The 19,269-nt window shown below is 57.1% G+C and carries 20 protein-coding genes; 9 read left to right on the top strand and 11 right to left on the bottom strand.

Annotated elements, in window-relative coordinates; translation table 11 throughout:
• The first annotated feature begins 33 nt into the window (after positions 1-33).
• Complete coding sequence (gene manA, locus HMPREF0183_RS07380) at positions 34-1,203, top strand: mannose-6-phosphate isomerase, class I (RefSeq protein ID WP_005884550.1); 1,170 nt, start codon at positions 34-36, stop codon at positions 1,201-1,203.
• A gap of 59 nt (positions 1,204-1,262) precedes the next feature.
• Here the strand turns inward: manA and HMPREF0183_RS07375 are convergent, their stop codons facing one another.
• Genes HMPREF0183_RS07375 through HMPREF0183_RS07360 form a run of 4 tightly spaced genes read right to left on the bottom strand, consistent with a single transcriptional unit; the run spans position 1,263 to position 4,370 of the window.
• Positions 1,263-1,928, bottom strand: coding sequence for a CoA transferase subunit B (locus HMPREF0183_RS07375; protein ID WP_005884548.1), 666 nt, complete (start codon positions 1,926-1,928; stop codon positions 1,263-1,265).
• A complete protein-coding gene (locus tag HMPREF0183_RS07370) occupies positions 1,925-2,695 on the bottom strand; it encodes a CoA transferase subunit A (protein ID WP_040348505.1) in 771 nt (256 codons plus the stop codon). The genes HMPREF0183_RS07375 and HMPREF0183_RS07370 overlap by 4 nt, the downstream gene beginning before the upstream one ends.
• Positions 2,696-2,733: 38 nt before the next feature.
• Positions 2,734-3,333 carry a hypothetical protein gene (locus tag HMPREF0183_RS07365; protein ID WP_005884545.1) on the bottom strand — a complete coding sequence of 200 codons (600 nt, stop codon included), beginning with the start codon at positions 3,331-3,333 and terminating at the stop codon, positions 2,734-2,736.
• Complete coding sequence (locus HMPREF0183_RS07360; RefSeq protein ID WP_005884543.1) at positions 3,330-4,370, bottom strand: coenzyme F420-0:L-glutamate ligase; 1,041 nt, start codon at positions 4,368-4,370, stop codon at positions 3,330-3,332. Before HMPREF0183_RS07360 ends, HMPREF0183_RS07365 begins: the two co-directional genes overlap by 4 nt.
• A 323-nt stretch (positions 4,371-4,693) precedes the next feature.
• Between HMPREF0183_RS07360 and HMPREF0183_RS13510 the strand changes: the two genes are divergently transcribed.
• Positions 4,694-5,128 carry a WhiB family transcriptional regulator gene (locus HMPREF0183_RS13510; protein ID WP_005884541.1) on the top strand — a complete coding sequence of 145 codons (435 nt, stop codon included), beginning with the start codon at positions 4,694-4,696 and terminating at the stop codon, positions 5,126-5,128.
• A gap of 120 nt (positions 5,129-5,248) precedes the next feature.
• On the top strand, positions 5,249-5,494 hold the full coding sequence (locus tag HMPREF0183_RS07350) for a hypothetical protein (protein ID WP_005884539.1): 246 nt from the start codon (positions 5,249-5,251) through the stop codon (positions 5,492-5,494).
• Positions 5,495-5,507: 13 nt separating this feature from the next.
• Here HMPREF0183_RS07350 and HMPREF0183_RS07345 read toward each other — a convergent pair whose 3' ends face one another.
• Positions 5,508-5,876 carry a hypothetical protein gene (locus tag HMPREF0183_RS07345; RefSeq protein ID WP_040348503.1) on the bottom strand — a complete coding sequence of 123 codons (369 nt, stop codon included), beginning with the start codon at positions 5,874-5,876 and terminating at the stop codon, positions 5,508-5,510.
• Positions 5,877-5,912: 36 nt separating this feature from the next.
• Between HMPREF0183_RS07345 and HMPREF0183_RS07340 the strand changes: the two genes are divergently transcribed.
• Both HMPREF0183_RS07340 and HMPREF0183_RS07335 read left to right on the top strand, forming a co-directional pair.
• Positions 5,913-6,239, top strand: coding sequence for a DUF3499 domain-containing protein (locus tag HMPREF0183_RS07340; RefSeq protein WP_040348501.1), 327 nt, complete (start codon positions 5,913-5,915; stop codon positions 6,237-6,239).
• Positions 6,236-7,639 carry a phosphohexomutase domain-containing protein gene (locus HMPREF0183_RS07335; protein ID WP_005884533.1) on the top strand — a complete coding sequence of 468 codons (1,404 nt, stop codon included), beginning with the start codon at positions 6,236-6,238 and terminating at the stop codon, positions 7,637-7,639. Before HMPREF0183_RS07340 ends, HMPREF0183_RS07335 begins: the two co-directional genes overlap by 4 nt.
• 36 nt (positions 7,640-7,675) lie before the next feature.
• Here HMPREF0183_RS07335 and HMPREF0183_RS07330 read toward each other — a convergent pair whose 3' ends face one another.
• On the bottom strand, positions 7,676-8,491 hold the full coding sequence (locus HMPREF0183_RS07330) for an RDD family protein (RefSeq protein ID WP_040348500.1): 816 nt from the start codon (positions 8,489-8,491) through the stop codon (positions 7,676-7,678).
• A 64-nt stretch (positions 8,492-8,555) separates the two neighbouring features.
• Between HMPREF0183_RS07330 and HMPREF0183_RS07325 the strand changes: the two genes are divergently transcribed.
• Positions 8,556-9,548 carry a stage II sporulation protein M gene (locus HMPREF0183_RS07325; RefSeq protein WP_040348498.1) on the top strand — a complete coding sequence of 331 codons (993 nt, stop codon included), beginning with the start codon at positions 8,556-8,558 and terminating at the stop codon, positions 9,546-9,548.
• A gap of 5 nt (positions 9,549-9,553) precedes the next feature.
• Here HMPREF0183_RS07325 and HMPREF0183_RS07320 read toward each other — a convergent pair whose 3' ends face one another.
• From HMPREF0183_RS07320 to HMPREF0183_RS07300, 5 genes are read right to left on the bottom strand one after another with little or no spacing between them, the layout of a single operon-like run.
• Entirely contained in the window at positions 9,554-10,846 is a 1,293-nt protein-coding gene (locus tag HMPREF0183_RS07320) for a DUF58 domain-containing protein (protein ID WP_005884527.1), read from the bottom strand.
• Entirely contained in the window at positions 10,846-12,066 is a 1,221-nt protein-coding gene (locus HMPREF0183_RS07315; RefSeq protein WP_005884525.1) for an AAA family ATPase, read from the bottom strand. Before HMPREF0183_RS07315 ends, HMPREF0183_RS07320 begins: the two co-directional genes overlap by 1 nt.
• Positions 12,063-13,265 carry a DUF4350 domain-containing protein gene (locus HMPREF0183_RS12165; RefSeq protein WP_005884523.1) on the bottom strand — a complete coding sequence of 401 codons (1,203 nt, stop codon included), beginning with the start codon at positions 13,263-13,265 and terminating at the stop codon, positions 12,063-12,065. The genes HMPREF0183_RS07315 and HMPREF0183_RS12165 overlap by 4 nt, the downstream gene beginning before the upstream one ends.
• The gene (locus HMPREF0183_RS07305; protein WP_169309668.1) at positions 13,262-13,903 is read right to left on the bottom strand and encodes a DUF4129 domain-containing protein; all 642 of its coding nucleotides are present in this window, start codon (positions 13,901-13,903) and stop codon (positions 13,262-13,264) included. Before HMPREF0183_RS07305 ends, HMPREF0183_RS12165 begins: the two co-directional genes overlap by 4 nt.
• Entirely contained in the window at positions 13,903-15,036 is a 1,134-nt protein-coding gene (locus tag HMPREF0183_RS07300) for a glycerophosphoryl diester phosphodiesterase membrane domain-containing protein (protein ID WP_156798201.1), read from the bottom strand. Before HMPREF0183_RS07300 ends, HMPREF0183_RS07305 begins: the two co-directional genes overlap by 1 nt.
• A 201-nt stretch (positions 15,037-15,237) precedes the next feature.
• On the opposite strand from HMPREF0183_RS07300, the gene mtrA reads away from it, so the two are divergent.
• The 3 genes from mtrA to HMPREF0183_RS07285 are packed head-to-tail and all read left to right on the top strand — an operon-like array spanning position 15,238 to position 19,267.
• Positions 15,238-15,918: an MtrAB system response regulator MtrA gene (gene mtrA / locus HMPREF0183_RS07295; RefSeq protein WP_005884515.1), complete on the top strand. Its 681-nt coding sequence runs from the start codon at positions 15,238-15,240 to the stop codon at positions 15,916-15,918.
• Positions 15,915-17,591 (top strand): MtrAB system histidine kinase MtrB, encoded by a 1,677-nt coding sequence (mtrB, locus tag HMPREF0183_RS07290; protein WP_005884513.1) that lies wholly within the window; start codon positions 15,915-15,917, stop codon positions 17,589-17,591. The genes mtrA and mtrB overlap by 4 nt, the downstream gene beginning before the upstream one ends.
• A complete protein-coding gene (locus HMPREF0183_RS07285; protein WP_005884511.1) occupies positions 17,591-19,267 on the top strand; it encodes an LpqB family beta-propeller domain-containing protein in 1,677 nt (558 codons plus the stop codon). The genes mtrB and HMPREF0183_RS07285 overlap by 1 nt, the downstream gene beginning before the upstream one ends.
• Positions 19,268-19,269 lie beyond the last annotated feature (2 nt).

Below are 19,269 nucleotides of genomic sequence, written 5' to 3'. Positions count from 1 at the left end.
CTGCCTAGGCTAGGCGTGGATGCAAGGAGGACAATGTTCGAAATTCGCGGAACAGTACAAGACTATGCGTGGGGCAACACGCAAGGGATCCAACAGATCGTGGGAATCCCAGTGGATGGAACGCCAGCGGCCGAGTATTGGCTAGGTGCTCACCCTAAAGCTCCTTCTCCCACTGCTGATTCCACACTTCTCGAACACGTGTCCGCACACCCTGAACACCTCGGCGAAGAAGCACGCCACACATATGGTGACCGTCTCCCTTTTCTTCTGAAAATCCTTTCAGCTCGTACCGCCCTATCCATCCAGGCCCACCCCACTCTCGACCAAGCGCGAGCGGGATATGAACGCGAGAATGCAGAAGGTATCAGCATGAACGCGCCTCACCGCAATTACAAGGACGCGTGGCACAAACCCGAAATGATGTACGCGCTCACACCGTTTGACGCGCTATGCGGGTTCCGCTCGCCTCACGCAACCAAGGCCACTTTAGAACGCCTGGACACCGCCTCGGGAAGCCCCCTTCTCGCCCGCGCGATTGAGACCCTGGACGGGCCCGACCCACTCCAAACGACACTTTCGACAATCTTGACGGAACCCGGGTATGGAGAACTGGCCGACCAACTGGCAGAGCTGACCTACGAGCCTGTGGACGCACACCACCCGTCGTTGGAAGGATCGGCGCAGGACCCGGTCACCACGCTCAAGCGAGTGAACACCGACTTCCCCACAGACCCAGGAGCCCTCGTTGCCCTCATGCTCAACATGCTCACGCTCAACCCCGGTGAAGCAATTGCGTTAAACGCAGGTATTTTGCACGCATATTTGGGTGGGCTGGGAATTGAAATCATGGCCAGTTCTGACAACGTCCTACGTGGCGGACTCACGTCCAAGCACATCGACATCGATGAACTCAAAGCAGTCGTCACCTACGAGCCCACTGCACCCGACCGTGTGAACGCTGACGAAGGGCAGTGGTTCAAAGGGGCGACCGACGACTTCAAACTCATGCCATTGACGAGTGCCGACACCACCGTTGAACTTGATGGGCCCGCGATCGCGTTGTGCGTTGAAGGCGCCTACGCCCTGACCACGGAAACCCAGGACAGTGCAACCCTAAACACCGGGGAGTCTGTTTTTATCCCCGCCACAGACGGCAACCTCAAGGTGCGTGGAGACGGGAAGCTGTTTATCGCCTCGGTGTAGGAACGCCTTACATACACGTGTAGGCGCCACATCAGTGACGCCTACACGGATGAAGTGCCTTAGACCTGCGGCACTTGGATTTCGGGAATATCGCCCTCAACCCTAAGTGGACTCCCAGTCTTTTCGACAATCGTGTCGACGTCGACGCCAGGGGCACGTTCGACAAGAACGAACTCGCCGTCACGGACATCGATGACTGCCAGGTCGGTCACGATTCGCTGGACCACACCCTTACCGGTGAGCGGAAGGGAACACGCGTCCAGAAGCTTAGGTGAGTCGTCTTTTGCAACGTGTTCCATGACCACCAGGATGGTGCGAGCGCCGTGGACCAAGTCCATGGCCCCGCCCATACCTTTGACCATTTTGCCTGGGATCATCCAGTTGGCGATGTCACCGTTTCGGGCCACCTGCATAGCACCCAAAACTGCGAAGTCCACCTTCTTGCCACGAATCATTCCAAAGCTGGTCGCCGAGTCGAAGTACGACGCCCCGGGAAGCATGGTGACGGTTTCTTTACCCGCGTTGATGAGGTCAGGGTCCACCTGGTCCTCTGTGGGGTACGGACCCACACCTAGAAGTCCATTTTCACTTTGCAGAACAACGTGAACATCTTGGGGTACGTAGTTGGGTACCAGGGTGGGCAGGCCAATTCCCAAGTTCACATAGCTACCGTCTTCAAGTTCTTGGGCGACACGGGCGGCCATCTGGTTGCGTGTCAGGCTCATGAGTTCCTCACCGTCCGCTTCTCGATCGACTTGTCTTTAGCTTGTTCGGGCGTCAGCTCCACAATTCGGTGGACGTAAACACCTGGCAGATGTATCTCGTTGGGGTCGAGCTGGCCCGGTTCGACTACTTCTTCTGCTTCCACAATCGTGATGCGGCCAGCCTGCGCGGCAGGCGGATTGAAGTTGCGTGCTGACGCGTGGAACACCAGGTTGCCGTGGCGGTCGGCCTTTGCGGCGCGCACCAGCGCAAAGTCACACGGCAACGATTCCTCCAGCACATATGTTTCGGTTTCACCGAATGTGTCGAGTTCGCGAGTGACCTTGGGCTTGGACTCTTCGATCACATTGCCGTCCGAGTCGTATTTGAGGGGCATGCCACCATCGGCAACCTGAGTTCCCACTCCAGTAACGGTGTAGAACGCAGGGATCCCGGCCCCGGCTGCCCGCAACTTTTCTGCGAGCGTTCCTTGGGGAGTGAGAATAACGCGCAACTCACCAGACAAGTACTGGCGTGCGAACTCCTTGTTCTCACCTACGTACGACGCGATCACGGTGTCGATCTGCTTCGACTCGAGCAAAACACCCAAGCCCTGCCCATCGACCCCACAGTTGTTAGAAACGGCGGTCAGGTTCTTTGCGCCCTGTTCTTTCAGGGCATCGATGAGGACGGAAGGGATTCCACAAACTCCGAACCCGCCGGCTGCAATGCGAGCACCATCAAAAATGTCGGCAACGGCCTCTGCTGCTGACGAAACTACTTTGTCCATGTCTGCATTCTGCCACACATGCGACGCAGATCACATAGCTAAGGCAGATCGACGGTGAGTTGTCCGTATGTGAGTGCGTGGCAAAGTTCGGATAACTGCTGGTCGGTTTCCGGGACCGAGGTCGTCGCCAGCCGCGTGGGTCCGTCTACTGAGTGCGCCCGAACTGCAGTGCCAAAGCGAGAGTACTCAAGTGGACCATCAAGAAGCTGTGCCACATCGGGATATGAGCGCACAGCTGAAATGTAGTCGGTGTCGCCGGATTCCACTTCAGTGGACAGTGCTAGCGGGGCGGGGTCGAAAACCCACAACTCTTCCGCGTCTTCAAACGGCGAAAGGTCGCTGCCAGAAGCAACCATACCCACCCACGAATCAGCGGAAGGGGGTGCCACCTCGGCGCCCACCATGACGGGCACATCACTGCCACATGCAGCAAAAATGCACGCGAGCTCACGCCAGTGGAGGGGGCCTTCCGGGTTGAGCACAAGCGCATCCGGGAACGTGTCGCGTAAGAGCCCGGCAGACTTGTACACCCAGTTAGCGAAAACGCGCCCCGTGAGCTCCAAGCGTCCGTATTCGTCAATCCACTCGATAACGGGGTCTGTTCGCCTAGCGATCGCTTCAATGGTGCGCGCAATCATGACGCACCTCGGAAACTGACGTCGATGTGGGCACCTTCCGTGGTTCCGCGTTCGCCCCACACGTAATCGACGCTGACGTCGAGGTTTTCGATGGCCAGCGCGGTTGTGAGGCGGTCGATGAGTGCTCCCAGCCCAACGGTTGCCTCCATCATGGGGTGGCCGCCGGCGTGGGAGGTCAGTTCGATGTTCGCCGGGTCGATTTCGATGCGTGACCCTGAGCCTGCTGGCCGGATGCGCCATGCGTTTTCCCCTGGGGTCCGAGGTGCTCCCAAGCGGACCGCGGAAATTGCGCGCGTGACTTTAGTGAGGATGTCGTCTGTGTCATCACCGGAAAGGGCGGGGGTTTTCTTGGGGTCAACCCCCATAGCAAGGTACACGGATTCGGCTGAACCGTGGGCGAACCAGTCGGCAAAGGGTCCCAGGGTGTCGTGGTTGATTGGCTCATTGGTCATGCCGACGTCAATTCCACGAATGACTGCCACACCCATGCTGATGTCGGTGAGTGAGGCTGCGCTTGCAACCTCATCGGCTACGCGCTGGCTTTCAATTCCCACCGAGGCGAGAGCCGCTGGGCGCTGCCCGTGGCGGAAAGGGTGGGGGAGAGAGGTAGTGAGAATGAGTCCCATGCGCACGCCGTATTCGCGACGGAACGTGTCGTGAAGCTTTTCGGCGGCAGATTGTGGGTTGTCTAAAGGGAGGATCAGGGTGCCGTTGGTGACGCTGATACCTGCGTTGAGCTCGACCGTGTTGTGCGGTGTGCGTACCAGGCGCATGGTGGATGGCGGGTAGCCGTATGTGCGCGCTGCGATGGTTTCGCAGGAATGCTCACGAATCGCCTGCGCGAACTCTTCTGCTCCCGCTCCCGAGGTGGTTCCGTTGAGTGCAATGGACACCAGTTTGTGGTCGATAGCAATCACGTCGCCGTCTTTAATGCTCACCTGCGCAGTGTCAATTGTGGTGATCAATATGCGCGCTAAGTCTGCCCCCTGCGTAATCGTTCCGGGGTTGAGAGATAGGGCAGTGAGAAGTGAGTTCATACGTACCTAATTGTCGATCGTGTGCGTGAGTGCGCTCGCGCCCATTTTCTCAAAGGGGCCGGGATAAACGTCTCATTCACGCCGTGCGCCGAAAAAATTATGAGATTCTTCAACCGACACGCCCAAGCACAGCAGTTAGTGCTTGTGCGAATGGGTGACCACTAGATGTTGTGGTAACTTGCGAGTTTTGACTGAACTTCTGTTCTATTATCCCGTTTGTTGGCCTATTTATACCACTTGCGCACTTGACGAAACCGTAATGACACGCGTGTAATTTTAGTGGGGAATATGGTGGCGCGAGCTACCAAGGAAAGGGGAAACACGTGTCAGAAGCGCGTAAGTACGTAGAGAGTCTGCGCACTCAAACGCCTGGCGTGCGTAGCCGAACAGCTCAAGACTGGTTCGTTGATCCGCAGGGTGCGCCGGGAACTACCGCGGATCCACTCGACGTAGATCCAGCAGAACTTGTACCAATAAGCGGAAGTCCATCTGTTGCAAGCGTATCGCCGCTACAACTCCTTTTGGGTGAAGCCGACGATGACGTTGCGTGGCAAGACCAAGCTCTGTGTGCGCAAACAGATCCAGAGGCCTTCTTCCCGGAAAAGGGTGGGTCAACACGCGAAGCTAAGCGCGTGTGCGCGTCGTGCGAAGTGCGTAGCGAATGCTTGGAGTATGCACTGGCAAACGATGAACGTTTTGGTATTTGGGGTGGGCTTTCAGAACGCGAGCGCCGTCGTTTGAAGAAGCAGATCGTTTAATCACATAGCTCACATTCACGAACTTTGGGCCCGCGCATCACACAATGCGCGGGCCCTAAGGTTATGCTTGAACAGTTAGTCACCTCGCTATGTCCTCATTCGCGCACAGTCAGGAGTTCGATGATGGCGCATAAAGATAGCAAAATCTATTACGTTGCAATACTCGTGGGAGATGCTATTGGCCTGGTGGTGGGCATTGCAGTTGGGTTGATCGCCGATCTGAATGTGCCAGTTTGTGCAGGGTATGGGCTCGCTCTTGGCGCAGGAATCGGTTTGGCTATCGCTTTCGCCTTAAAAGGTAAGAGTGCCAAAGCGGGCACGGACGCACCACCAGAAACCGACGCCACACCCAAAGCAGGCGCATAAGCCACACCTAGGCTTACGGTCGTAACTCTTCGGCTGAGCAGGAACAGAGCAAAGCTGCCTGCTCAGATACCACCTCGCCTAACAACTCATTCCAGTCGGCATCCAAGCGCGACAGGGGAATGTAGTACACGACGATGGTCGCAGGGGTGTGGCGTGTGGCCTCAAAAACGTGACTGAGATCTGCCGAAAGCGGTGGAACGTAGTCGACGGTGAGCCGCACCTTGTCTAGTTCGCCGTGGGCTCTGACACGCACCTTCCGCATGACCGAGGCCGCTATGCGCTCGAACCGTTCACGTCGAGAAATGCGGGCCGGAACCGCGGAACGCAACAGTAAGCGGGAGCTGCTGCGACCTCGGCGGTCACGGCGCAAACGGGCGTTCATGAGCACATTGTATAGCGGTGTAATAGACTGGAAGGCGTGCTTCGAACCTGTAACAAACCCAACTGCGGGGCGCCCGCAACACGTACCCTCACGTACGTTCACGCTGACGCGTGCGTTGTGATTGGGCCGTTGGCGGTTCGCGCTGAACCGGGTGCACATGACCTCTGCGCAGAGCATGCGCAGCGCCTCAAAGCGCCGGTCGGTTGGCAACTGATCTCACTTGAACCCGGCGAAACGCCTCCCGAACGCAGCCGTGACGATCTCCTCGCTATTGCAGACGCAGTACGCGAAGCCGCCAAACCTCAGGAACAGCCGCAGGGTCGGAAGCACGGTCACCTGAGGGTCATCGGAGGGCGTGAATGACCAGACGAGCGCAGCTCGCTCACCTCTGCGGCGCATACGACATGCGCGGACGCACTCACACAGACTTCAGTGACGAACTGGTGACAGCGGTGGGGTACGCGACCCACAAGGTCATGCATGCTCAGTATCAGAGCAACCACGTGCTCATTGGCCACGACATGCGCGAAAAGTCCGCTGAGTTCGCGTCGCTTTTGTGCCACGGTGTTGCGCAAGCTGGGGGTACGCCGGTCAACATTGGGCTGGCATCGACAGACCAGCTGTACTTTGGTTCAGGCGTGCTGGACATGCCGGGAATCATGGTCACGGCAAGCCACAACCCCGCTGACTGGAACGGGTTCAAGGTGTGTGGTCCGCAGGCCCGGGGTATTTCGCGTCAAGACGCCTTGGGTGAGATTGTCGCGGTTGCTGAAACCGCCGAGGTCGTTGTTGATAGTGCCCTCTGGCCGGTCGACCGCGTGCAGGTTACGGAACTGGCTGAGCAGTTCGCTCAGCGTATTCATGCGTTGACAGGACTGGCAGAAGCGTCTCGCCCGCTTACCGTGGTCGCCGATGCCGGAAATGGAATGGCCGGGAACTTCCTGGACCGCGTGTTCGACTGTGACGCTGTGACGTTGGTGGGCCTGTTTACAGAGCTTGATGGTACGTTCCCTAATCACCCTGCAAACCCTCTCGATCCCAGTACTCTCCGTGACGCTCAGGAGGCAGTTCGCACTCATGGTGCGGATATCGGGCTGGTATTTGACGGTGACGCGGATCGGTGTTTTGTTATTGACGAACGCGGTGAACCCACCTCGGCGTCTGCGATTGGTGCTTTGGTGGCCACGCGCGAAATCCAGCGCGCACGTAACCTGGGCGAAGAGAGCCCTGCCGTCATTCACAACGTGCTGACCACCCGCGCAGTGCCCCAGGCAATTGCGAAAGCCGGCGGGCGTGCGATTCGCACTCCGGTGGGGCATTCGGGAATCAAGCAGCGGATGCGAAAAGACAACGCTGTCTTCGCAGTTGAACACTCAGCACACTTTTACTTCCGAGACTTTTTCTGTGCAGACTCCGGGATTCTGGCGGCTTGCCACGTCATCGCGGCCATGAGTGAAACAGATCAGCCGCTGTCGCACCTTCTCGAACCGTTCAACGCAGGAGCCTTGAGTGGCGAGATTAACTCTACGGTCAACAACCCAGACGCAGTATTGACACGTGTCGAAGCGGAGTGCCAAGCGGGTGCTTTTGGGGAGGGCCACATTGACCACCTGGACGGGGTGACCTTTACTGCGAAAGATTTTTGGTTCAACGTGCGAAAATCCAATACGGAACCACTCGTTCGCTTTAATGCCGAATCCGCAGATCCCGCGTGTACACGTGACCTCACAGACCGCGTCTTAGGAATTATCCGCGCGTCTTAAGCGCGACGTGCCCAAAGCACGGCGCTACTCAGACACCTATACGCGTTGCGAATAGGGCAAGGACCCTACGCGGTCTGAAAAGGCATGAGCCGTTGCCTCTGCCTTGCGTAGTTTGTGGAACTGGGCGGTGCGGGTAAGTTCGACGACAGCCACGATGAAATCTTCAGGGTGAGTGCCCTCTGGTGGCGGGGGAGCCACATATGGATTCACCTCGGTGGCCAGCTCAATGGCCCGTTCCAGGCGTGACTCTGCGGTGTTCTTTGCGCTTGTGTCAAGGAACTGCGTGAGTCGGTACAACAAACCTGGCGGTACAGGAGTCAGGTCCACCGTCTGTGCCCACTGGTGTAGTTGAGGAGAAACCGGTAGCGCACGGTGAACAATCTTTCGCGGCCTCTCACTCACCGCAATGGTGCCTGCCAGCATATCGCCCAGGCGTTTGGTGCGTGGCGACAAAAACCCTGCAAGCGCGGCAATTCCACCGCTGCCGGAAAGGACCTCGAAGTCCCATATCAGCGCACGTAAGAATGCGTGACGGAATGAAATAGCGCCGCCGTCATCACGCACGATACGGAGTCCCATGACAAGTTTCCCCAGGGAGCGTCCGCGAGTCAGGATTTCGACAGTACACGGAACCATGATCGTGGTGGCTGCCATGAAAATGATGATGAGCGAATTGACCAGCAGCTCCTGCGTCAGGCCGTATTCAATAACAAAGTAAGCAATTGTGACCAGGAGTGCGATGTACACGATCGTGTAAACAATGGCGTCAATAGCACAGGATATGGCTCGTGACATGAGCGAAGCAGGGCGAATGCTCAGCTCGACAGCTTCCCCGGTCACAAGATTGTCCACGCTTGTATATTGCCACACCCGTGACGCGTATTCGAACTTGGTCAACCTCAGATACGATAGCCAAATGGACCCAAATCTGCTCGCCCACATGCATGGAAGTCAGTGGGACAGGCTTTCTGTCCTCGCGGGGAAGAAGCTCACTACGCAACAAGCTACTGAGTTTCGCGAACTGTACAGGCGGGCGTCAAAAGATCTCTCACGTGTCCAGTCGGTCGCCCCCGAATCAGACGTGGCGGTGCGGCTGTCGAATGTTATTCACCGGTCACGTATGCAGCTCACGGGAGTCCCGCGGGGAGCGAAAGCTACTGTGATCGACTTCTTTGGGACCTCACTTCCAGCAGCCCTGTATTCGATCCGCTGGTATTTTGTGGGCGTGTTCATTGGGTTCGTGGGACTCAGTATTCTGACCACCGTGTGGTTGGCAAACGACACCCAGACCCTGTTCAACATGGTGCCGTACGAGGACGCGAAACGGCTGGCTGAACACGATTTCGTGAACTACTACAAAGAGAACCCCAACAGTGTGTTTGCCGTTGGCGTGTGGACGAACAACGCATGGATCGCTCTTCAGTGGGTGGTCTTGGGCATAACCGGAATCTACGTGATCATTGGGCTTATCATGAACGCCGTGAACGTGGGAATTTCCGGTGCAGTGATGTTCCACTTTGACCGTGTCGGAGATTTCTTCGGGTACATTCTGCCTCACGGCGTCCCGGAGATCACATGCATTCTGATTGCGGCAGCAGCCGGGCTCAAGATCTTCACGTCGTGGATGATTCCCGTGAACATGTCGCGCATGCAGTCACTGGCTCACGCCGCGCGTTCCCTCATTACCGTGGGTGTGGGGCTCATTTTCATGTTGTTTCTTTCGGGTCTGATCGAAGGTTTCGTCACACCTTCTAACATGCCGTTTCCTGTCAAGATGTTCTTTGGTGCACTCCTCACGGTAGGCATCTGTGCGTACGCAATTGGCTTGGGACGCCCAGCTGTTAAGCAGGGCCTGACGGGAGACCTGGAAGAGAGTCGCGCAGGCTACCGCGTGGTGACGGCAGCGTAGCTACGTTACAAGCGACCGATCGACTTCAAGTGAATGTAGAGGTCTGCCAGACGTGGCGGAAGGTCTTCGGGGAACCCGCTCACCGTATGAATCCCTAAATGTGTGAGCGCACCCTGAAGTGAGGACTCAGTCATGAGCTGTTGAGCGGCCACCGCTGCCTGATACGTCTGTGATGGGGTGAACGTGTTCTGGCTCATAGGACCCAGTTGCGGGTCTTCAACACTGGCAAAAGCGACCGTGTGACGCGAACGTAAAAGCGGGATAGCTGGGAGAACGTCCTCGGCGATTGTGAGCGCGTCCAGGCTGGTGACGAACACGACGAATGCGTGGTTGGGGGAGGTTTCCATGACCGCCGAGGTGAGAGCCGCCCAGTCTGTATCGATGAGTTCGGGGTCAATGGGGGTGAGTTTGTTGGTGAGCACGCCCAGTGGGTCTTTTCCGGAAAGGGGACCCACACTTAAGCGGACGCGCGCATCGGCAACGATGACATCGACTCGGTCGCCGGCTCCAGCTGCCAAAGCGGCAAGCAACATGGCCGATTCGACTGCTGCGTCGAAAACGGTTCCGGTGTCGGCCCGGCGTGCGGCTAAGCGCGACGAGTCGATCACAATGACCACCCGCCGGTCACGTTCTGGCCGCCACGTCTTCGTCATGAGTTTTTGAGCTCGCGCGGTAGCTCGCCAGTCGATCGACCGGATGTCATCGCCACGGACATATTCGCGAAGCGAATCAAACTCAGTTCCCATTCCGCGCACCATGAGTGCCGTCCGCCCGTCGAGTTCACGCAGTTTCTGCCGCTTCGACGGCAAGTGCTTACGCGAATGGAACGGCGGCATCACCCTGATGCTCGCGGGAACGTCGAAACTCTTTTGCCGCGCTACCAGCCCCAGCACCGAGGTAGACCGCAAAGTGAGTTTGTCGGCGGGTAGGACGCCACGGCGGACAGGAAGCAGGTGCTGGACTCGTTCAAACGTGTCACCGGGTTTGATGACCGCATGGAAGCGGTTGTCACTGGCACCCGCAGTGGGCGCCCATGCGTCGCGGACGTGTAGGCGGGCCGTGCGTTTTCCCGTGTTGACCAGGGTCAAGGTCGCCGAGGTGGGTGCCCCTAAGCGGATTCTGGAACCTGGGGAGCGCAAGGCTTGGATGGATCTGGTAGAGGGGGCTAAAAAGAAGTCACCTATTCCCACCAAAATGAGGAACGCTAATCCGGCAACAAGGAACTCCCACGATCCTCCCAACGCAATGGGGAACGTGAGCAGAACCGTGAGTACCAGAAAACGCCACGTCAGTGCCATCAGCGGGGGACCGCCACGGTTGACACAATCGAGTCGAGCACCTGGTCAATTCCAATGCCGTCCATTTGAGCTTCGGGGCGCAATTGGACACGGTGACGGAACGTGATGCCCATGAGAGCCTTGACGTCGTCGGGTGTGATGAACGCGCGACCGTGCAACCACGCACGCGAACGGGTGGCAGCGAGAAGGCGGGTGGCACCTCGGGGAGAAACACCCAAAGCAAAGGACGGTGCGCGGCGGGTGGCTTGCACCAGGTCCACAATGTATTCGAGCACCTCTGGTGCGCAGTACACGTTTTGAGCGCGTTGGCTAGCGTCCAAAATAGTGTCGCGGCTCAGCGACGGTTCGATGCGGGAGAGGTCGTGGGCGTTGAAACCAGCCGCGTGGCGGGTGAGGATTTCAACTTCGGTGTTGCGCGGAGGCAAGTCCAAAATGAGTTTGAAAAGGAAACGGTCCAGCTGCGCTTCAGGCAACGGATAGGTTCCGTCATATTCGACCGGGTTCTGAGTAGCTGCAACCAAGAACGGTTCGTCGAGTTTCCGGGTGAGACCGTCAACCGACACCTGGCGTTCTTCCATGGCCTCGAGAAGAGCGGATTGGGTTTTAGGAGGTGTTCGGTTGATTTCGTCAGCGATGAGAATGTTGGTAAAAACAGGTCCTTCGCGGAATTCGAAGCTCGACGTCTGCGCGTTGTAAATCATGGACCCCGTCACGTCACCGGGCATGAGGTCTGGCGTGAACTGGATACGTGCCGAATCGAGGTCCAAAGCGCTGGCGATCGACCGGACCAGCAAGGTCTTAGCAACACCTGGTACACCTTCGAGAAGCACGTGCCCACCAGACAGGAGGGCAATCAGAATCCCTTCAACCGCCTCGGTCTGACCCACAACCGCCTTGCCTACTTCTGCACGCGCCTTTTCGAAGCTTTCTCGAAGCTCATGGTCCGTTTCGTCGAGTTGATGCTCAGAGGCCCAACGTTGGTCGGTCTGTTCTGAGTGCGCGTTCGGGTGTGCTTGCTCCTGTGGCTGCATCTGTTGCTGAGCGTACTGCTGACCCTGTGGCTGGAACTGCTGATAGTCCGTTCCGTGCTGTGGCTGCTGGAACTGCTGATATGGAGCCTGCTCCGGGTTAAACGACTCTTGCTGTGGTGTCGGCTGCTGGTATGGCTGGCCCTGAGGTGGCTGATCTGGGGGAGTATGTGGCTTTTCAGGTGTGGTCATAGTGCGCGGACCTCTCTTTCGATATTCGCGATTCGAGTTGCAAGATCGGATAGCTGTGCGTCGTTTTCAGGGACAGCTGTGATGAAAAGATACTCAAGTTCGGTGTAATCGTACCCAGTGCGGGCGGCGACAGCCTGGCACACCTCGGCACTTTCCGCATGCGCCGGAACTGCCAGGGTTCGCCCCATCTTGACCAGGGCCGATGCGCGCAGAATCCTGAGCGCCTCACTGCGGTTGCCTGTACGGTGCATGAGCCCAGCCAAACCGGTGACGGTTTCGATAGGCGGGACCGTCACGGGGAGCGTTTCGACAGCAAGCGGACCAAACCGGCGCCCTGCCCAGATGACTGCAACGAGGCCTACTGGCAAAAGCCACAGAAGCGTCATGAAGAACCAACCAGGGACAGTGCTCAAAGGGTCGACGCCTTCGTCGAAGTCGTACATCGCAAAGTAGATGACCACGTTGGGTTTAAGCCCCGCGGTTCCAACCGACAGGGCAGCGTTGCCATCTTCACGAAGATGCGCGTTTGTGAACCACTGTTCTTCACCCATGACCGTGACGGACCCTTTGCCTTCTGGGGCATGAATGAGCGAATAGGCGTCCCCGTCCATGGGGTAGCACCCTTCGTAGTTATCCTCGGGAAGAACTCGGTAACCACCGTTGGTGCGCTTGACTTTTCCTGCCCTAGACGCAGGGCCAAAATCACACGATGGTTCGGGGTGGGTATTCGTGTAGGTCGAGCCGCTCGCGAATGTCAAGCGCGAGGAATAGCCGGCAACCTCAAAACCAGGATTGACGAGAGCGATATGCGAGCCGTGCTTTTTCATGGCATCCCGCATGGCGTTGCGTTTGTCTTGATCGACTGTATCCGGATTGATCACTAGAACCGTGGTGTCTGGGTCTTTAGCGCCAGCGAGCGCTTTCTCATAGTCTTCGGTCGTCGAGACCTTCACTCCGTGAGATCGGAGCACGCCTGCAAGTGCTGCAGTGCCGTCTTCGCCCGTGTTGTCGTAGTGCAGGTTGCGTTCCTCTCCAGGATCTGTGGAGGTTAGAAAACCAATGATCGCGGCAATGAGGACGAGCGCGACCACCACGATCCACACGACAGCGGATTTACCGAAGGCCGCGATTTTTTGACCTGCGCTCGCCGAGGTGTCGCCAACGGTTCCGCGCACTGCAACGTCAAGATGTGCGCTCATGCGTCAACCTTTTCTGGCGTTGTTTTAGTCACTTGAGTGACTTTGGCGTCAACAGCCTGCGTAAAAGCGTAGTCCTCTTGGGTGGCCTGGTACGTGCTGAAACTCACCGCGTCAAACAGGTTGGAAGCTTCGCTGAGATCCCGCCCGAGGTGTGGGTAGGTTCTAGCGGCGCTTTGCGTGAGTTCGTGTGCCGTCGACGATGTTTTGAGTTCGACGGCTCCTGCCCGAGCCAAATGGGCAACACTGGCACGCACCATCTCTTGAACCGCGGTATTCCAGTCGCCCTTGGACGCCGCATCAGCAGCCCGTTTCCGATACTCACTGGGTTTCTCAACGCCAGCGACATCAGTCTTGTCGAACAGCTGAGGGGAGAAGGCGTCTCCGGTTCCACGGTTGGCTCGCCACACGAAGAACACGATGATGCCCACAATGACCAGAGCAAAAACAATGATGAGCCACGGGTTATTCAGATCGAGCGCTTTGTCGATGGTGCTATTTACCAAGCGTTGGATAGCGCGGCCGATTCGTTCAAAGAACGAAATATCAGAGTCGCGGTACTCCGGCTTTGCCAGTTCTTTTTCTGCCCACCTGCGCGCCTCATCACGCCCGGGGGTCAGAGTTAAAATTGGCCAACTCATCATGTGGCCTCCTGCGGGATCGCAAGCCACTGATTTTTTGTCACCGATTCTCCCTCGTTGCGTGTGCGCGCCCGAATCTCATCTTCTGCCTCGCGCAACATCACCAGATCGAACCCTTCTAGGCGCATCTTTTGGTCAAAGAACACGACCACTACAAGCGCTGACCAATAGCCGTACATGAGCCCCGCTACGGCAATGCTCAACGCGATGAAGAACAGGCTAAACATGGCAAGGACAACCGATTCAAACGCGGCCGTCCCGAACCCGGTCGCAATAATCAGAATGCCCATGATGATTGGGACCAGCATGATGAACGGCGTCACGATGATCTGAACCACCTGGCTGGACAGAAGATATCCTAGAGCTAACTCGCCAAGAATCCGCCAGAAACCTTGATTAGTGAGTTTCCATGACCGCTTCACAGCATCCTTAACTGAAAGCCGCTCATATGTGATGAGAGGGCCCACAAACGCGAACTTGACCAAAAAGAACGCGCTCAAAACACCCCAAAGAGCACCACCTACTAAGATCGCCAGGACTCCAGCGATTTCGTTCACCATAAGTGAAAGCACAATCGACGGGGCAAAGAAAACGCAGGCTGAACCGATAAACCCGCCCAACATCGCAACAGTAAATCCCGCGAGAGCCCGGCGACGACCTCGGGCGCGTTTCCACGCAAGCGACAGCGGCACCTTCTTGCCGTCAAAAGCGTCACGGCCGGACGTGGCCGCGATTCCGGCGAAGAACTGAATGATGGTCAAGAACACGAACGAAGCCATAGCTGCCACGGTCTGAACGATGACGAACGCGCCGTTGGTCGCATAGTCGCTTTCAGAAAGTGCGTTGAGGTAGTCGAACGTGAGCCACAAGAAAGCGGCCCCAATCGCTCCTGCTAAAAGCGCCAGCAAAGTGGACACAATAACGGGCAGCCCAAAGTTCACCGCTGGAGATGTGCGCATCAAACGCACACTGCAGTCCAAAATCTCGCCTACAGTCAAGGGGCGCTTGGGAATGACACCCGCCGCAACCGGGGGAGTCCACGCATCAGACACGGGCCGGGCAATCTCATGTGTATGGCGACCTGTGCGCCAATCTGTAGTGACAGACCATGAGGCGCTTTGGGAATTAAACACGGCGCCTCCTCTGGTGTGCTACTGACAAATCTTCCTCAAGAGTACACAAAGATTCAGGGCGCGCGTTCAGCGCAAGTGCGCGCGAGTCACGCAGGCCAAGGTAACTTGAGACACGGTAAAATGTTGGCGCAAAATGTTCCCACACACGCGAAAAATATCTAAACAATTGGGAACGCGCGCACAGTATTGGACAATAAGGGTATGAACGCACGAATCTTGGTCGTAGACGACGACACCGCACTTGCTGAAATGATCGGTATCGTTTTAAAAAGTGAAGGGTTTGAGCCTCACTTTTGCGCAACAGGTGACGGTGCCGTAGAAGCCTTCCGATCCGTGCGCCCCGACCTCATCCTGCTGGACCTCATGTTGCCAGGAAAAGACGGCTTGGAAGTGTGCCGTGAAATCCGGGAAGAATCCGGTGTGCCGATTGTGATGCTCACGGCTAAGTCCGACACGATGGACGTCGTGAAGGGCCTCGAGTCTGGAGCCGACGACTACGTGCCCAAACCATTTAAGCCTAAAGAACTCGTGGCCCGTGTGCGCGCACGTCTACGCATGAGTGAACCCTCAGCCCCAGAAATTCTGAAGGTGGGCGACGTGTCGATCGACGTCGCCGGCCACACAGTCGAAAAAGCAGGCAAGCCCGTGAGCCTCACTCCATTGGAGTTCGAACTCCTAGTAGCCCTGGCACGGAAACCGTGGCAAGTGTTCTCCCGCGAAACCCTCCTTGAAGAAGTGTGGGGTTACCGCCACGCAGCCGACACGCGTCTGGTCAACGTTCACGTGCAGCGTCTGCGGTCCAAAATTGAAAAAGACCCAGAAAAGCCTGACATCGTTGTCACCGTCCGAGGTGTGGGTTACAAGGCTGGTCACAGCCAGTGAGTCTGCGCCGGGTTCAGGCGTGGATCCGCATTCTCTTTCGAGGAATCGTTCGGACCTTTACGCATTCACTCCAGGTTCGTGTCGTTGCGGTGACCGTGGTGTTCACTATCGTCGCAATTTACGGAGTGGGTGCGTACTTGTCGCAACAGATTGCGCGCGGACTGTTTGAATCCAAACAGTCTGATGTCTCAGCCACAACAAACGGCTATGTGGCAGAACTGGAAGCCCTGTCTGGCCTGTCCGATTCACAAGAAGCCGCCGACGCCCTGAACGCGCAGCTGCGTTCCATGCTGTCGCGCTCATCCTTGCAACTGCAAGCCATCGCACTTGAGCCAGCAGGCAATTCCACAGTGCCACCCCTCGTTGCCATCACAACCGGGTATGAACCGATGTCCGTGTCGGACATCAGCCCAGAGCTACGCGAATCGATTCGTGAATCGCCTGCGGGCAACCAAAAATTTCAGTCAGCTGAACTGGCCGGAACAGAAGCCCCCGGGCTGATCGTCGCACAGCGTCTGACCGTTAACGGGCAGGGTGACTTCATCCTGTACACGGTCGCAGATCTGACAGAAGAACAAGGGACCCTGGACTTTGTGCAACGTGCCCTGGGGGTTTCTGGCGTGGTTCTCAGCATTCTGGTCGGAGGAGTCGCATGGTTAGTGACTCGATTCGTTGTGGTGCCTGTCAAAGCTGGGTCTGAAGTCGCCCGCAAAATTGCCGACGGTGACCTCAATCAGCGCATGCCTGTCTCTGGCCGTGATGAAATCGCAACACTGGCACAGTCATTTAACGACATGGCGGACAATCTGCAAGACCAGATTGAACGCATGGAGCGACTCACTGTCTTGCAACGCCAGTTCGTGTCCGATGTGTCCCACGAACTTCGCACGCCCCTGACCACCATCCACATCGCCTCGGACATGATCTTTGAATCACGCGACGAATTCGATGAATCGACCCGCAGATCAGCCGAACTGCTCAACTCACAAGTTGAACGTTTCGAAGTTCTACTCGAAGATCTTCTGGAAATTTCTCGCCACGACGCAGGGGCGGCAAACCTGCTTGCCAAGCCTTTGGACATCACTGAGATCGTATCCGAGGTTGTTGAAAGCGTGTCTATGGTTGCCAGCCAGGCGAACACCGAAATCCTCATCCACGCCCCATCGGCCCCCGTTATGGCTGAAGCAGACAGAATTCGTATCACCCGGATCGTCAACAACTTAGTAGTCAACGCGGTAGAACACGGCGACCAAAAACGGATCGACGTGTACGTGGGATCAAACGCACAAGCCGTCGCCGTCTCAGTGCGCGACCACGGAATCGGCATGACAGACGACCAACTTGAAAACGTTTTTGACCGATTCTGGCGAGCCGACCCCTCCCGCAAACGAACACTCGGTGGATCTGGGCTCGGGCTTGCGATCTCACTCGAAGATGCCCACCTTCACAACGGGTGGCTCCAAGTGTGGTCTCAAAAAGGAAACGGAACGTGCTTCCGGCTCACGATTCCGCGGCGAGCAGGAAGCACCATTACGCGCTCACCCCTACCCCTACCGCCGGCAGACGCACGCGTACAAGGTGCGTCAATCGTGGCCGGGCCACCCACCTCGGACGGCTCCGTTCGTGTGCACACTGGAAGCATCCCTATTGTGGTGGAAGAGGAGGACAGCTGATGCGCCGACTATTCGCAGTTCTCGTCTGCATCTTCCTGTTTATGGGAGCCAGCGCGTGTGCCCGAATCCCGTCCGACAGCCAAGTGGGAACGATCACCGTTGACCCCGAATCAGGAGCCCAAACCCGCGTAGACGCCGAAGGTCCCAAACCAGGCGACGGGCCGGACGCTATTGTTCGTGGCTTTATCACTGCAGGCGCTAGCTTTAACAACAACTTCAGCGTCGCACGTTCCTTCCTCACCGACTCACTGGCCGCAGAATGGAACCCCACATCGAGCGTCAAAATCGTCAAACGCGAAGTCAGCCTGGACTCAGTCACCACGAACATCGCAACCGACTCACAAACAGTGTCATTCGAGATCCCTGTGAGCGCCGGACTCGACGAAAGGGGAGTCTTACACGAAAACGAAGCGGACACCTCGGCCACCATGGAATTCCACCTACGCCAAGTCAACGGTGAATGGCGTATTTCCGAAGCACCCGACGGGCTGTTGGTGTCCCGCACCAACTTTGACAACATGTTCCGCCCGATCCCTCTGCACTTCTACACCCCCGACTTCAACTACTTAGTCCCAGACCTACGGTGGTTCCTTCGCACTTCTTCCACCACAACGGACATGGTGCGCGCAACCCTGGATGGCCCCGCCAAATACCTGGCCGGTGCTGTCGTCTCTCCCATTCCCGACAACACTTCCTTGACACCACAGTCAGTCACTATCCACGATGGCCAGGCCGAGGTGGGACTCAGTGCAACCGGCTTAGACAACAAAACGCGCGAACGGATTTTCACCCAACTCGAAACGACGCTCCTCTCGTTGGGATCCGTGACCTCGCTTCAACTCCAAACCCCGGACGCCACCCTCACTGGCGGAGTGTCGGTCAACGCTCGAGTTCCCAGCGAACCAGTTGCCGTTGCAATTTCGGACGACTCCCTGGTTTTGCTCAACGGCAACGAACGAAACACCATCGACAAATCACCTCGCGTGGACGGGGGCCGCGCACCGGCCTTGAGCATGGACGCAGACGCGGTTGCGTGGTTGAGCAAATCGGGCAAAGAAATCAATCACTTTGACCGCACACAAGGATCCTCCACCCAGGTTCTTGTGGGACGTGACCTTCTCGCCCCCAGCTTTGACCGCTTCGAGTGGATCTGGACGGCAGAACGTGAAGGAAATGACTTGATGGCAGTCCGCGCTTCAGGTGAGCTAGCGCGCATCAATATTGGGTTCGTCAAGAATAAAGACATCCGAGCTATACGTGTTTCCCCAGATGGAACACGGCTCATGGTTCTTTCCCACAGTAACGACGAATCACATATCGACATTGTGGGAATTGCCCGCGACAGTGAAAACAAACCCACCAAACTGACCGGCAATGGAACGTTTAAGGTAGCGACCGGATTCAAGAAGATCGAGGACGTTTCCTGGGCTGGTTCCCAAGACCTGGCAATGCTGGCGGCTCGCACTGCAGAAGAACCCGCCCAGCCGTACATTCAGAAAGTCGGAGGAAACGCTGAAGCGCTGGGAACTGTATCCGAAGGTGTTTCCATCACTTCTGGCGCGGACACGTCGTCCGTTCGCGTGGGGACGCGCAACGGAGAACTTTTCACCTACACCTCCGGTTCGTGGCAACGTCTGCTCGACTCCAACATCAAGGACCCCGCTTACCCCGGGTGACA

It is taken from the genome of Brevibacterium mcbrellneri ATCC 49030 (genome assembly GCF_000178455.1).
GTDB classification, from domain to species: Bacteria; Actinomycetota; Actinomycetes; order Actinomycetales; family Brevibacteriaceae; genus Brevibacterium; species Brevibacterium mcbrellneri.
Note: the sequence above shows the minus strand (reverse complement) of the source record. Positions and strands in the feature narration are given on the sequence as shown.